The 13,642-nt window shown below is 58.2% G+C and carries 12 protein-coding genes; 2 read left to right on the top strand and 10 right to left on the bottom strand.

Going from position 1 to position 13,642, the window contains the following annotated elements; all coding sequences use genetic code 11:
• The first annotated feature begins 158 nt into the window (after nucleotides 1–158).
• Nucleotides 159–1,082 carry a transaldolase gene (tal, locus tag QMX84_RS08260; RefSeq protein ID WP_153334774.1) on the top strand — a complete coding sequence of 308 codons (924 nt, stop codon included), beginning with the start codon at nucleotides 159–161 and terminating at the stop codon, nucleotides 1,080–1,082.
• A 76-nt stretch (nucleotides 1,083–1,158) separates the two neighbouring features.
• Here tal and QMX84_RS08255 read toward each other — a convergent pair whose 3' ends face one another.
• The 8 genes from QMX84_RS08255 to QMX84_RS08220 all read right to left on the bottom strand — a co-directional run bounded on the left by QMX84_RS08255 (nucleotide 1,159) and on the right by QMX84_RS08220 (nucleotide 10,915).
• Complete coding sequence (locus QMX84_RS08255) at nucleotides 1,159–1,815, bottom strand: DUF2931 family protein (protein ID WP_282363561.1); 657 nt, start codon at nucleotides 1,813–1,815, stop codon at nucleotides 1,159–1,161.
• A gap of 29 nt (nucleotides 1,816–1,844) precedes the next feature.
• A complete protein-coding gene (locus QMX84_RS08250) occupies nucleotides 1,845–2,501 on the bottom strand; it encodes a DUF2931 family protein (RefSeq protein WP_282363560.1) in 657 nt (218 codons plus the stop codon).
• On the bottom strand, nucleotides 2,494–4,326 hold the full coding sequence (locus QMX84_RS08245; RefSeq protein ID WP_282363559.1) for a DUF2235 domain-containing protein: 1,833 nt from the start codon (nucleotides 4,324–4,326) through the stop codon (nucleotides 2,494–2,496). Before QMX84_RS08245 ends, QMX84_RS08250 begins: the two co-directional genes overlap by 8 nt.
• A gap of 204 nt (nucleotides 4,327–4,530) precedes the next feature.
• On the bottom strand, nucleotides 4,531–5,307 hold the full coding sequence (locus QMX84_RS08240; protein WP_282363558.1) for a class I SAM-dependent methyltransferase: 777 nt from the start codon (nucleotides 5,305–5,307) through the stop codon (nucleotides 4,531–4,533).
• A gap of 69 nt (nucleotides 5,308–5,376) precedes the next feature.
• A complete protein-coding gene (locus QMX84_RS08235; RefSeq protein ID WP_282363557.1) occupies nucleotides 5,377–7,839 on the bottom strand; it encodes a TonB-dependent receptor in 2,463 nt (820 codons plus the stop codon).
• Nucleotides 7,840–7,968: 129 nt separating this feature from the next.
• Complete coding sequence (locus QMX84_RS08230) at nucleotides 7,969–8,943, bottom strand: FecR family protein (protein ID WP_282363556.1); 975 nt, start codon at nucleotides 8,941–8,943, stop codon at nucleotides 7,969–7,971.
• Between the two features lie 17 nt (nucleotides 8,944–8,960).
• Nucleotides 8,961–9,485 carry a sigma-70 family RNA polymerase sigma factor gene (locus QMX84_RS08225; protein WP_282363555.1) on the bottom strand — a complete coding sequence of 175 codons (525 nt, stop codon included), beginning with the start codon at nucleotides 9,483–9,485 and terminating at the stop codon, nucleotides 8,961–8,963.
• Between the two features lie 149 nt (nucleotides 9,486–9,634).
• Nucleotides 9,635–10,915, bottom strand: a complete 1,281-nt coding sequence (locus QMX84_RS08220) for a serine/threonine transporter (RefSeq protein WP_048368971.1) — start codon at nucleotides 10,913–10,915, stop codon at nucleotides 9,635–9,637.
• Nucleotides 10,916–11,142: 227 nt separating this feature from the next.
• Between QMX84_RS08220 and QMX84_RS08215 the strand changes: the two genes are divergently transcribed.
• Entirely contained in the window at nucleotides 11,143–11,682 is a 540-nt protein-coding gene (locus QMX84_RS08215; RefSeq protein WP_262126183.1) for a DUF4946 domain-containing protein, read from the top strand.
• Between the two features lie 109 nt (nucleotides 11,683–11,791).
• On the opposite strand, the gene QMX84_RS08210 is transcribed toward QMX84_RS08215, so the two are convergent.
• Nucleotides 11,792–12,751, bottom strand: a complete 960-nt coding sequence (locus QMX84_RS08210; protein ID WP_282363554.1) for a zinc-binding alcohol dehydrogenase family protein — start codon at nucleotides 12,749–12,751, stop codon at nucleotides 11,792–11,794.
• An 89-nt stretch (nucleotides 12,752–12,840) separates the two neighbouring features.
• Nucleotides 12,841–13,620: a helix-turn-helix transcriptional regulator gene (locus QMX84_RS08205; RefSeq protein WP_262126181.1), complete on the bottom strand. Its 780-nt coding sequence runs from the start codon at nucleotides 13,618–13,620 to the stop codon at nucleotides 12,841–12,843.
• Nucleotides 13,621–13,642 lie beyond the last annotated feature (22 nt).

Genomic DNA, 13,642 nt, shown 5'->3' with positions numbered 1-13,642 from the left:
CCAATCCTCCACAGATTGCTTTTATCGCGATTAAATCTCCTGATCGGTTGCACAACGACCTTGTTCGGCGGCATTCTGCCACTTATCGTTTAAAGAACTTTTGCTCGGCGACGTACTCCATCTGTACAGCCATTAATACCTTTGAGACAGAGACGCTCATGACTTCCAAGCTGGAACAACTCAAGCAGTTCACCACCGTGGTCGCAGACACCGGCGACCTCGACGCGATTACCCGCCTCAAACCCGTTGATGCCACCACCAACCCTTCCCTGCTGCTCAAGGCCGCAGCCCTGCCGGGTTATGCCGACCTGCTGAAAAACGCAATTACCCACGCCAAAGGTGATGTTGGCCTGGCCTGCGATCTTTTCGCGGTGTCGGTGGGTAGCGGTATCTTGAAGGTCATTCCGGGCCGTATCTCCACCGAAGTCGATGCGCGCCTGTCGTTTGACGAGCCAGCCCTGCTGCAAAAAGCCAATCAATTAATCGAGCTGTATGATAAGGCCGGCGTAAGCCGCGACCGCGTACTGATCAAGCTGGCGTCGACTTGGGAAGGCATCCGTGCTGCCGAGAAGCTGGAAAAAGCCGGTATCCAGACCAACCTGACCCTGCTGTTCTCGTTTGCCCAAGCCGCAGCCTGTGCCGATGCCGGGGTGTTTTTGATCTCGCCGTTCGTGGGCCGCATCTACGACTGGTACAAGAAGTCCACCGGTATTGATTACACCGGCTCAGATGATCCGGGCGTGCAGTCGGTAACCCGCATCTACAACTACTACAAGGCCAATGACTACAAAACCGTGGTCATGGGCGCGAGCTTTCGCAACACCAACCAGATCGAGCAACTGGCAGGCTGCGACCGCCTGACCATCAGCCCGGACCTGCTGGAAAAACTGGCGCAGGATGACGGCGCACTGGCGCGCAAACTCAGCCCCGGCGCGACCGGCGAGCCGCGTTTGACCCTCAACGAAGCGCAATTTCGCTGGGCCTCGAACGAAGACGCCATGGCCACTGAAAAACTGGCCGAAGGCATCCGCCAATTCGCCCGCGACCAGGAAAAACTTGAAGCCCTGCTGTCAGGTAAATAACGGCTGACACCCCCCTTCTGTTGGCGCGTCTCGCGATCTTTTGGCCATAACAAAGATCGCTAGGCGCGTTGGCCCTTTACCAAGAGCCATAAGGCACCCCATATTTTTCGATGTAGGCTTTTGTTTCTGGTTTTAAGGGCAAGGCATAATTGCCACCAGACCGACCTCCATCAGGTCCTTCCTTAACGACTTCGCCCTGAACCCTGGCCACTTCGATTGGGCTGACGCAAGGGCCTGAAATCCATACCTTGGCAATACCGCCGGGGGCCAGCCCTACGGTCACGCCTTTGCGGTAATCAGTAATCCATTTGGCATCGAACTCGCAAAAAGCTTTTTCAGGCTTGATCATGGCCTGCTGAATGGCTTCGGGGATCACGATGTAAGCCTCGTAGGTTTGTGGCTCTACCAATGATTGCCAGCGCACATAAATCAGGCGTGGTACAGCAGCCCCGTAAACATATTTACCTTTACCCCAACCGGGATAGCTGGGCCAACCGCGAGGATTACCTTTGAGGTTTTTAGGAGTCTGGATAGCGGCCACTCCACTCATGGCTCGTTTGAATACACGGTCTCGCACATCCACCGCATCTGCGGTTTCGATCCACACTTCCATATAGTTGGGAGCGAACAGTCCAAGCCGCCAGCCATCATAGGGCAGCCCATTGCTGCCCTTGGCGCAGCCAGCCATTAACCCAAACACAGCGCACACCCATAGCAGCTTGAATCTATTCATTGGGATGTACTGCACGTGTGCGGCGGATTTTACCAAGAGCCATACGGCACCCCGTATTTTTCGATGTAGGCTTTTGTTTCTGGTTTTAAGGGCAAGGCATAATTGCCACCAGACCGACCTCCATCAGGTCCTTCCTTAACGACTTCGCCCTGAACCCTGGCCACTTCGATTGGGCTGACGCAAGGGCCTGAAATCCATACCTTGGCAATACCGCCGGGGGCCAGCCCTACGGTCACGCCTTTGCGGTAATCAGTAATCCATTTGGCATCGAACTCGCAAAAAGCTTTTTCAGGCTTGATCATGGCCTGCTGAATGGCTTCGGGGATCACGATGTAAGCCTCGTAGGTTTGTGGCTCTACCAATGATTGCCAGCGCACATAAATCAGGCGTGGTACCGCAGCCCCGTAAACATACTTGCCGGCGCCCCAACCGGGGTAGCTGGGCCACCCGCGTGGGTTGCCCTTGAGGTTTTTAGGGGTCTGGATAGAGGCACCTCCGCTCATGGCTCGCTTGAATACACGATCCCGCACATCTACCGCGTCTGCGGTTTCGATCCATACTTGCATGTAGTTGGGGGCAAACAGCCCAAGACGCCAACCCTTATAGGGCAACCCGTTGTTGCCCTTGACACAGCCCACCATCAACCCAAGCACACCGCACATCACAAGCAGCTTGAGTTTATTCATTGGGATGCACCGCTCTTTTACCGCCCGCAGCCGGCCGATTGATAAAGAGCACCTCAATGTCGCTGTTGTTCTTGCCGCTGGCAGCATTCCAATTGCCTGACAAGTGGATGTATTTGCGCTGTAGTAAAGCCACCTCTTCATGGGTCAGTCCGGGAAAGCTGTCGCCAACGGCGTACGCCTGAAGCTTTACAGCGATAGTGTGCAGGTCTGCCGGTAAGGCAAACGCAGAAGTGTCTGGAACCACATCAAATGGAACCCCGTTTCGTATTCCCAGCTCGCGCATGGCCCGCAAGTAAATCAGTGACAACTGACCATGCACTTGCCGTTCACTGCGTAGGGAGGCATACACGCGTTTCTCGGCAAACATGTCACGGCGTTTGTTGTAAGGCAGAACCACCGCCCATGTGTCGATACTCCAGCGCTGCAGATAGGGCTCCATGTCCGGCAGCATAACCTCCATCAACTGCCGGGCTCGGTCATAAGCGACCGTGGAGGTTTCTGGCATGTCGACAGGTACCTGACTGCTCTGGGGTTTACTCAGCAGCACTTTTTCAGTGGCCAAAGGCAAATAACCGCCACCAAGATCGGAGTGGACGCCGGGCAGTTCGATGTCATTGTCGGTACGAACCAGTGAGAAGTTATGACGATATTCGTGGCGCGCCACAAATTGCACCACATGGCGTGCAATGCCGGGGGCAAGGTACAGGTTAAGGCCCGGGTTACTGGCGTTGTGCGGGCTAAAGTCGCCGCTTAAAGGTGCAACCACCCCAGGCACCGTATCAAACAGGCCGATAAAGTTGAGGTTGAAATCTGTTCGGTGGCGCCATCTAAAGCCATCTGACAGGCCCTTCGTTCCCGGAGGGATTGATTGGGCGATAAGGCTTTTCGGCCCCTTCAACAAGTCATTGGCACAATGCCGTGCGGCAGCAGCGCCACGGCTGAAACCAAACAGGTCGAAGACGATTCGCCAAATTTTTATGCCGGGATTAATTTTTTGCAGCCTTCGAATCTGCTCCAAAATCAGCGCAGGCGCTTGCTCAACTCGCGCCACAATACCAGTGCTGCCTTGACCGCTGGCCTGGCTATAGCGAGAGTCAGCCTGACCGGTGACTGTACCGATGCCTTCGAGGTAGACCTTTAAAAAAGCCTCTTCCGCTTCCTGCGGCAATTGCGTATCCGCATGATCCGGATACAGCTCATAAAGCCGCGCCACATTGGTGACATCGTTGCCATAGCTGTTATCCGGCGAGTTTCCTTTACCGTCAAAGCCAAAGCTCGCGCAATGCTGACGTATATCCGCGCCTTCCTGTTCACCTATACCCAAGCTAATGGCAAGGCAACCTCGCGCCGCCTCGCTGTTGCCCTGGTTATTCCCGGTGCCATCGAAGAACAGGCCCACATGCAGGGTGATGCCGGTGTCCTCTTCGTCCTCTTCTTCCAGCTCGGGCTCAACACTGGCGGGCGCTGTTTTTTTAGGTGCCGGCGATTCGGGCCACTGAGCCAAATACTCCATGTAACTCTGCTGAGGCCCTCTGGCATCTCCCAACACTTGGCCTCTGATGTATTGGTCAGGGATCAGTCGCGGCGCAGGGCGGCACAGGCACTGGCACAAATCCCCTTCCAGCGCGGCTTGCCGCCCTCCCAGCAATTCATCATGGCGCGGGCCGCACAGCACGATAACGCCCGTGCTGCCGCACACCGGGCACTCGATGCTGTCACCTTCGCGGGCCAGAATCTGGTCGTTGATTGTCATCAGTTCCCAGCCCGTCACCACCACGCCGCCCACCGTGGTTCTGGCCCCGACGGTGATGTTCATGCGCTTCATACGCAGGCACCGGGCAAATCGTTAGCGTTGTTTTGCAATAGGGGCATGTCGGCATCCTGGTGGAGGAAGGTTGAGTGCCCGCTAACTGTCAAATTGCCAGTTAGCGGTGCCCAGCCAGTATGCCGAGGGGGTGGGGAACGGCCCTGTCAGAAGGATCCGTTTGGTTTGTAGTACGCGTAGCTTTCCGAGAATTGAGGGGGGGAATCACGCCGGTTTTTGCGTCACAAACGCGTAAGTGATGTACGGCACGCTGACTTCCCCACCGTGATTCAACACGCTGTGTGACGCGACAAACTCACGCAATTGCTGCTCCACCTTTTCCCGCTCAACAGGCGCCAGTGCCGAGATAAAGCTGGTGGAACGCACGCGATTGAAAATCACGTCTTCGACCGGCCCGTTATGAGGCTGGATGAACCGTTGCTCTTGCAGCGGCCCAAGGCCGTCATATGGAAACGCCTGACGCCAGGCGCCGGTATAGAAACGTGGCGCGTCGGCTTCCCATTGATTGACCAACGCATCGAGTTCCGCCACCCACGGTACGCTGGCATCACGCAGATTCCAGATCAGCCCCAGGCGCCCTCCTGGTTTGAGCACGCGACACATATCTTCCAGGGCTTTATGGTTGGCAAACCAGTGAAAGGCTTGTGCGCACACCACCACGTCGACACTGGCATCGGCCAACGGAATGGCTTGTACTCGGCCTTGATGCGCTTCGACCTCAGGATGGGCCTTTGACAGTTTTGCGAGCATGGCCTGGACCGGCTCTAGCACGATCACCCGTGCGCCGGTCTGCAACAGGCGCGGGGTGAATTTGCCAGTTCCGGCACCCACTTCGAGTACCGTCTGGCCAGGCTGCAGGCCCAGGGTGTCAGTCAGCCAGGTACTGACTTGGGGCGGATAATCTGGGCGCCCGCGAACATAAGTGTCAGCGCCCTGGGCATAGCCCTCAGCCGCAGCATGATGAAGGGTTGAGTCGCTCATCGTCTGGCTCCGCTTGGAATGGTTGCCCAACCATAGCCCAATCGTCCCCGCGGCGACATGAACCCCTTCTCAGAAGCTGTACTTCATCCCCAGCATCAGGTTGCGCGGATCACCATAGTAGTAGGTCGAATACAGGCCATAACCGCTGAGGTATTCGCGGTCAAAGACGTTGTTGAGGTTGACCGTGGCGCTGAGGTTTTGGCTGATGTCATAACGCGCCATCAACCCCACCACCGCGAAACTGCCTTCTTTGGCGTCGGCTTTGATCGATGAGTCCAGCTCACTGTAAGTCGAACCTTGCCAGGACACATTACCGCCCACGGTCAGGTCCTTGAGGTCACCGTCCAGTTGGTAACTGGTGGCCAGTTTGAACAACTGCTCGGGGTGGTTGCTGTTGATGCGTTTGCCGTCCTTGTCCCGTGGTTGGGCGTAGGTGTAGCCCGCCAGCAATTGCCAGCCGCGCGCCACTTCACCGGAAATCTCAGCTTCAAAGCCCTTGGTTTTAGTGCCGTCGATGGCCTTGTAGGCATCTTCGCCGTTATCGCGCACACCATCGTATTCGGCATAGTTGTCTTGCTTGATCAGGAACACGGCAAAACTGGTGTTCAGTGCACCGTCGAAATACTCCGACTTCAAGCCCGCCTCGTAGCTTTTGCCGGTCATCGGTGCGAGCACTTTATCGTTGCGATCGAAATAGCTTTGCGGGGTAAAAATCTCGGTGTAGCTGGCATAAACCGAGTGATTGGCGCTCAGATCGTAGACGATCCCCGCGTAGGGGATCGGCTTGCCGGTCTTTTTCGAATCATCGAGCGTAGGGATCGTTTGCGCAGCGTTGTAGGTCATCGTCCCTTTGCGGTCGTAGTCGACCACGCGAGCACCGAGGATGACCGACAAATCATCCGTCGGCTTAAGGCGCAAGGCGCCATAGAGCGCCGATTCCTTGGTCTTGTAGCGCTGTTTCAAGCCTTGGCTCAATTCAGCAGGGCCCGGACGCGGCGCATCGTTGTTCCAGTTCTGGTAATTGATGGTCAGGTCGTCAGCATTCTCGGCCAGGTAGTCGGTGCGGCGATTACTGATATTGGCACCCAGCACCAATTCATGGCTGCGCCCCAACAACTCAAAGGGCCCGGTGGCATAGGCGTCCAGCGTATCGGTGTTGATCTCGAAGGTTTTGGTGCCGCTCATGAACTGCGCTTCACCCGTGGTTTTGTCCGGGAACGGTCCCCAGCCCACGATATTGCCCTGCAACTGGTCGGTGTTGCCCTTCCAGTGGCTGGCTTCGACTTTCAACAGCCAATCATTATCGAAGCGCTGCTCGACCCCGGCGAAATACTTGGTGCTTTTACTGTCGGCATACGCCCACTTGGCGGCCGGGTTCATGGAGCGCTTGAAGTGGGTTCGGCTGCCATCGCTGTAGTACAGCGGCAACTGGCCAAAACTTGAGCCATTGGAGTTGATTTTTTGATAGTCGATACCGGCATACAGCGTCGTATCGTCGGTCAGATCAGCCTCAGCGATGCCATAGAACACATCTTTGATGGACGAATACCGGTCGATAAAGGAGCGCCCGTCTTCATGGGCGGCCACCACGCGCCCGCGCACCGCGCCGTTTTCAGTCAAGGGGCCCGACAGGTCCAGTTCACTGCGATAGCGGTCCCACGAGCCACCGCTGCCCGACACATAGCCCTGGAAGTCTTTGGTCGGGCGTTTGCGCACCAGATTCACCGCCCCCGACGGGCTGCCCACGCCGCTCATCAAACCGGTGGAACCGCGCACCACCTCTACCCGGTCGTAAATGGCCATGTCGCGCATGCCCAGACCGTTGGTATTGGTAGTGAAGTCCGAGGTCGGTACGCCGTCGTACTGGAAGTTATCCAGGGTAAAGCCGCGGGAGTAGAAGTTGTAACGTTCGCTGTCATCGTGCATCACGGTAATGCCCGGCGTTTGCTCCATCACTTGGGCAATGCTGCCCAGCCCTTGATCGGTCATTTGCTGACGGGTAATGACCGTGACTGACTGCGGTGTTTCACGCAGCGAAAGCGGCAATTTGGTTGCCGTACTGGTTTCGCCCGTGGTGTAGGAATTGCTGCCTTCGGTTGTCCCGCCCAATGCCACGCCGGTCACACTGGTGGCCTGTAGTTGTAACTTGCCGTCTGCGCTGCCAGAGGTCAGCGGGTACAGCGTCCACACCCCGTTGGCCCCTTCGGTGGCGGTCAGACCGCTGCCTTTGAGCAATTGCTGCAACGCTTGCGGCACCTCAAAACGGCCCTTGAGCGCTGGCGCCTGTTTGTTCTGTACCAGTGCCGGGTCGTAAGGCAGCGAAATATTGGCCTGCTGGGCAAAGCGGTTAAGCGCGTCTTCCAGCGTACTGGCCGGCACATCGAAACTGCGTTGCGCACTGACCGATGCGGCCACCGTCATCGAAAACGGTTGCACGGCTGCCAGCACAGCACCGCCCAGCAAGACCGCCTGCAGGGCAATGGCCAAGCGGCTACGCGCGGGCAAGAAAAGAGGTTGAACGGCAGCGGACATGGGTTTTGCTCCTGCAATTAAAAGGTCTTATGCCTAGTTGTCGAAGGACGCGAAAAAACCCGCAAAGAAATTTGATAATTATTCGTATTGACCTGGACGCGAGCTTGCCTCGCGATCTTTTGATCTTGGCTAAACCGCCACAATCCGCGTCCAGAACCGCGTTCTGCGCTCGATGCGCACCGCCAGCGTCTGGCTCAAGCCCTGCAATGCCTGGTCGATATGCTCGAGTTGAAATACCCCGGACACGCGCAAATCACTGACCGCAGAATCACACAACAACCAGCCCTGGCGATAACGCGACAGTTCGGCCGCCAAGTCTTCCAGGCGCATGTTTTTCGCCACCAGCGCCCCGCTCGTCCAACTGCTGACGTTCAAGGCCGAGGAGGTTTGCAAACGGGCCGATTGCCCATCGATCACATATTCCTTGCCCGCCGGCACCCACACCGGCTGCGCCACCGGCAGATGGATAGCCACCACGCCCTCTTCAACCATCAGCCGGGTACGGCCAGATTCCTGGCGCACATCAAAGGCGGTGCCAATGGCCTGTAACCGCGCCTCACGGGTGTGCACCCAAAACGGTCGGCGCCCGGTCGAGGCGTCAGGGTCATTGCCGGTACGGATAAAAATCTCGCCGTCACGCAACACAATCAAGCGCTGTTGCTCGTTGAAGACAACGTCCGCAGCGCTGTCTGTATTAAGTTGCAGGCGCGTGCCATCGGCCAGATTAAACACGCGGCGCTCGCCCACGGAGGTGGCATAGTCAGCGCCAAAAGTGCGCCACGGTTGCTGTTGCCACACCAGCGCTCCCGCCCCGGTGCCCAGCACGCCTAGCCCAAGGACCTTGAGCGCCTGACGCCGTGAGCGCAGCCGACCGCTGCCACTTAAGGTGTCCAGCGCTACCCGCCCCGACAAGGCTGACGCCTGGCGAAAAGTCGACTCGGTCACTTGCAGGGCTTGCCAGGCCGCCTCATGGCTGACATGGGCGGCGCGCCATTGCTGGCAGGCTGCATGCACCTGCGGATCCGCAGCCCCGGACTGGGTTTTCACCAGCCAGTTGATGGCCGCATCCAGCACCTCGGATGAAAACTCGACAGAACCCGACATGGCGCCGCTACCCCCGCTCACAAGGCCGTGCGCGCCAGGAAGCAATGACGAATCGCCGTCGCCATGTACTTCTCGACCGAACTCACGCTCACCTCCAACCGCTCGGCAATCGCCTGATAGCCAAGGCCTTCGAGCCGTGACAGCAAAAAAGCAGTGCGTACGTTGGGTTTCAGGCCATCGAGCAAGGCATCGATACGGGTCAGGGTTTCCAGCAGGATCAAGCGTTCTTCCGGTGACGGCATGTCCTGTTCAGGCACGTGTGCAAGCGCCTGCAAATAAGCCTGCTCCACCTGCTGACGACGATAACGGTCAATCATCAAGCCTTTGGCAATGCTGCTCAGCCAGGCGCGCGGTTCACGCAACTGCGCTACCTGCTCCGGTTTGCCGAGTACATAAAGGAAAGTGTCCTGCGCCATGTCGTCCGCATTCTCGGCATTGCGCAACCGCCGTCGCAGCCAATTGACCAGCCAGTGGTGATGGTCGCTATACAGGTCGCGGACGTCGGTGTGCAGCAGCGATGAGTTGGACGGTGATGACGACACAAGAGCCCTCGATGCACACTGGAAATAAAATGCGAATAGGAATTTGTCGCAATAGTATTCAGAGTGCAGCCCAGACTCAAGCGTTGCACGACAACAGACGATCAATCAGTGGCCTGTCGCTGCGCAGAACGGCAGCGACAGGCCCTGGATCAAGGGATAAGCGAGTAGACCAGCGACGAAATCGCCACCAGGCCGACCACGGTGACAAACACGTTAGAGATTTTGCCCGCATGCTGACGCATGCTCGGCACACGGCGAATCGCGTACATCGGCATCAGGAACAGGATGGCCGCAATCACCGGGCCGCCGAAGCTTTCGATCATGCGTAAAATGCTTGGGTTGAGGGTCGCAACCGCCCAGCACACCAGCAGCATGAAGGCCGCCGTCAGGCGCTCCAGGGTTTTGCCCGCAGGACGCTTGCCGGTCTTCAGGATCAGCCCTTTCAGGCCCTCATTGGCACCGATGTAGTGGCCCAGGAAAGACTTGGCAATCGCTACAAACGCAATCAGCGGCGCGGCAAAGGCGATGGTCGGATTGCTGAAGTGGTTGGCCAGATAAGACAGAATCGACAGGTTCTGCGCCTTGGCTTCAGCCAGTTGTTCAGGGGACAGCGTGAGCACGCAACTGAACACGAAGAACAGCACCATCACCACCATCAGCAGGTGCGCGCGCGACAAGATCTGCGAGCTGCGCTCATCCGCGCTGGCGCCATAGCGGCGCTTTTGATCAACGGCAAATGCCGAGATGATCGGTGAGTGGTTAAACGAGAACACCATCACCGGGATCGCCAGCCACAGGGTGTGCAGCAAGGCCGATGGCTCCGGCAGGGTGCTGGCCGTGGCCAGAATGCCGCCGTTCCAGTGCGGGATCAAAAACACTGCCAGAAACAGCAACGCAGCAATGAACGGGTAGACCATCATGCTCATGGCCTTGACGATCACTTGTTCGCCGCAGCGCACTACCGTCAGCAGGCCGAGGATCAGCACTAACGACAAAATGACCCGGGGCGGCGGCGTGATGTGCAACTGATTGAGCATGAAGCTGCCGACCGTGTTGGTCAGCGCCACGCTGTAGATCAGCAGAATCGGGAAAATCGCCAGAAAGTACAGCAGCGTGATCAACGCTCCGGCCGTCAGCCCGAAGTGTTCTTCCACCACGTCAGTGATGTCTGAACCTTCACGACCGGACAATACAAAACGGGTCAAGCCGCGGTGCGCATAAAAGGTCATGGGGAACGCCAGCAGCGCCAGAATCAGCAGCGGCCAAAAGCCACCAATGCCTGCGTTGATGGGCAAAAACAAAGTACCTGCGCCAATGGCCGTGCCAAACAGGCCCAGCATCCAGGTAGTATCGTGGCGGTTCCAGCGACTGAGGGTCGCAGGTGTCGCGTCGTCAAAGCGTTCATCGACGCTGTTAGCCTGGTCATTCATCCGGTCAAATCTCCGCTAGCCGGTCGTTACCACGCAGCCGGGGCGGACAAAACACACCTTACGGACCACGCCCCAGCCATAAGAGGGCCGCGATTGTCCGGGATTAGACATAAGAAGCAAAGGTTTAGCTGAGGAATGGTGAAAATGATTGATCACACTAAAGCAAGACTTTGACACCTATTGATACACTATAGCCTTTCGAAACCTGCGCTCAAGGCCTGTTGCCCATGACTGTTTGTCACCGTTACACCGCATTTGCCGGACTGCTGCTGGCCCTGTCGCTGCCTGCGGCCAACGCCGACAGTTTGATGATCACCTGGCCAGGGGGTTGGGACGTGCAAGCCGTGCCGGCCGAGGCCGACACTACCGTTCAGCGCCAGCGGGCGGTGAAAAACGACGCCAATGGTGACCCGCAGATGGTCATGGAACTGACCCAGTCGACCCTCGCGCCTGAGCATCAGGTGAACATGGACGCGGTGTTGCTGGAAATGCGCAAGACCTTGCAGAAGAACTTCGCGCAAGGGGGTTATCAGAGTGCCTGTAACAAAATCCACCCCAGCACCTTGGGCGGCCTGAAAGCGCTAGAGACCACCTGCAAAATCACCCAAAACGGCAACCACGTGATCACCCAGACCCTGGTTGCAGCGACTCAGGGCCAAAGCGCTTACGCGCTCTCTTACGCAGGCCCGGCTGACGGATACAAAGCCAACGAGGCTGAAGTCCAGGGGATCCGCGCCAGCTTGCGATTGGGCCAGACCCAACAGTGACCTGTAGCCGCTGCCGCAGGCTGCGACGGGCTGCGTAGCGGCCCTGCTTTTAAAGCGAAGGTCCTTCGGCCCTTATCGCAGCCTGCGGCAGCGGCTACAGGTTGATCATTTACGGAATCAGCACCACTTTGGTGCTCGCCCCGGCGTTGACTTCAGCGTAGCTGACCAGCCCTTGCACCAGCGGAGCTTGTTCAAGGTCGCGGGGCGCGGGCAGTAAGCCTTCATCGAAGTACTGGCCAAATTGATTGAGCATGCGTGCGCACTCGGTGCTGCTATATAGCAGGCTGTTGACGCCAATCAGTGAGCCGCCTTTGCGGTACAGCGCCAGCGCAGGTAATTGCACGTGCCCGTCCAGCGGCGCGGCAATAATGGCCAGCCGACCAAACACCGTCAGCGCTGGCACCGCGGCCGGCAACCAGTGCCCAGTGGTGTCAAAAATCACGTCCGCGCCCCCGGCAAACACCGCATTGACCTCGCCCGCCAATGCTTCGGGCTGTTCAAGCACGATCACTTCATAGCCCTGCTCACGCAGCACTCGCGCCTGCTCGGGGCGACGCACGGCAGCCAACACCTGCGCACCCAGTACGTTTGCCAGGCCCAAGGTGGCCGAGCCCACCGCGCCATTGGCGCCGATCACCAGCAAACGCGTACCGGCCACTACGCCACTGCGCTGCAAGGCATCCCAGGCCGTGGTGTAAGGCACGCCCATGCTGGCGGCCTGTACAAAGCTCAATGTCTCAGGTTGGTGCGCGACGCCACTGGCGGGCAGGGTCAAATACTGGGCGTGGGAACCATCACGGTTAAACCCCAGGTCCTTGCCGGTGCCCCAGACCTTCTGCCCAATTAAGGCTTTGGGCCCCTCAACAACGACACCGGCAAAATCGCGCCCCGGAATCCGCGGCAAGGTGGTGTAAGGGAAACGCCCCAGCACGTTCTTGACATCGCTGGGGTTCAAACCGGCGGCCTTGACCTGCACCAGTACCTGGTCAGCAGTTGGCGTCGGGGTGGGCACGTCGACCACCTGCAAAGCGGCCAGATCACCGGTTTTGGAAAATTGCAGCGCCTTCATGTTCTAGCCTCCAGATCAGTGAGATGGCCATGAGTCTATGACCGGCAAACGCCGCGCATCGGTCAAACCCTTCTGTCTGTCGGCCAGATTCAAGCGTCTGGCAGGTGGCCCTGCCCATATAAAGACGGCGTAACACCCAGCTCGCGGCGGAACATGTCGCTGAAGCTGCTCGGTGAATACCCCAGCGAACGGGCGATCTGGCTCACCGACACCCCCTGGATCAGCTCCGCCGCCGCCGTGGCCAACTGCACCTGGCGCCGCCATTGCGCAAAGCCCATGCCCAGCTCCGTCTGAAACAACCGTGCCAAAGTACGCACGCTGGCCCCGGCATGGTCGGCATGTTGTTCAAAGGCGATGTCCAGCGTGGGGTTGGCCATCACCGATTGGCACAGATTGAGCAGCCGCCGATCCGCAGCGTCAGGCATCGGCACCTTGAGCAGCGTGCGCCGGGCGCGCTGCAGCTCAAGTAAGGTCAGATTGAGCAACGCGTCGGTGTAGGCCGGTGGCGCATCGGGCTGATCCACCAGGTTGATGATCAACTCGCGCAACAGCCGCCCGACTTCCAGCACTTGCACGCTAGGGTCGAGCGTGCTCGCTGTGGCCTGGGGCAAATACAGATTGCGCATCTGTAAATCCGACACCACGCGAATCCCGTGGGGCACGCCGGGTGGCAGCCAGACCGCCCGCTGTGGCGGCACCGCCAAGGCTTCATCCGGGGTATCAACCCACATCACGCCGGTCATGGCATACAACAACTGACCCCATTCATGCTGATGCGGCTCAATGTACAAACCACGCGGGTAGGTGCGCGCCAGCGGCTTTACCGGCACGGCGGGGTCAGTCAAATCAGGCGGGGCAGCAAGAGCCATAAGCAGTTCACGTCAGAAAAGT

The organism is Pseudomonas sp. PS01297, from assembly GCF_029959305.1.
GTDB classification, from domain to species: domain Bacteria; phylum Pseudomonadota; class Gammaproteobacteria; order Pseudomonadales; family Pseudomonadaceae; genus Aquipseudomonas; species Aquipseudomonas helleri.
Note: the sequence above shows the minus strand (reverse complement) of the source record. Positions and strands in the feature narration are given on the sequence as shown.

Coding starts and splice junctions, on each gene's coding strand:
- tal (WP_153334774.1), top strand. CDS start 159: ATGACTTCCAAGCTGGAACAACTCAAGCAGTTCACCACCGTGGTCGCA.
- QMX84_RS08255 (WP_282363561.1), bottom strand. CDS start 1,815: ATGAATAGATTCAAGCTGCTATGGGTGTGCGCTGTGTTTGGGTTAATG.
- QMX84_RS08250 (WP_282363560.1), bottom strand. CDS start 2,501: ATGAATAAACTCAAGCTGCTTGTGATGTGCGGTGTGCTTGGGTTGATG.
- QMX84_RS08245 (WP_282363559.1), bottom strand. CDS start 4,326: ATGAAGCGCATGAACATCACCGTCGGGGCCAGAACCACGGTGGGCGGC.
- QMX84_RS08240 (WP_282363558.1), bottom strand. CDS start 5,307: ATGAGCGACTCAACCCTTCATCATGCTGCGGCTGAGGGCTATGCCCAG.
- QMX84_RS08235 (WP_282363557.1), bottom strand. CDS start 7,839: ATGTCCGCTGCCGTTCAACCTCTTTTCTTGCCCGCGCGTAGCCGCTTG.
- QMX84_RS08230 (WP_282363556.1), bottom strand. CDS start 8,943: ATGTCGGGTTCTGTCGAGTTTTCATCCGAGGTGCTGGATGCGGCCATC.
- QMX84_RS08220 (WP_048368971.1), bottom strand. CDS start 10,915: ATGAATGACCAGGCTAACAGCGTCGATGAACGCTTTGACGACGCGACA.
- QMX84_RS08215 (WP_262126183.1), top strand. CDS start 11,143: ATGACTGTTTGTCACCGTTACACCGCATTTGCCGGACTGCTGCTGGCC.
- QMX84_RS08210 (WP_282363554.1), bottom strand. CDS start 12,751: ATGAAGGCGCTGCAATTTTCCAAAACCGGTGATCTGGCCGCTTTGCAG.
- QMX84_RS08205 (WP_262126181.1), bottom strand. CDS start 13,620: ATGGCTCTTGCTGCCCCGCCTGATTTGACTGACCCCGCCGTGCCGGTA.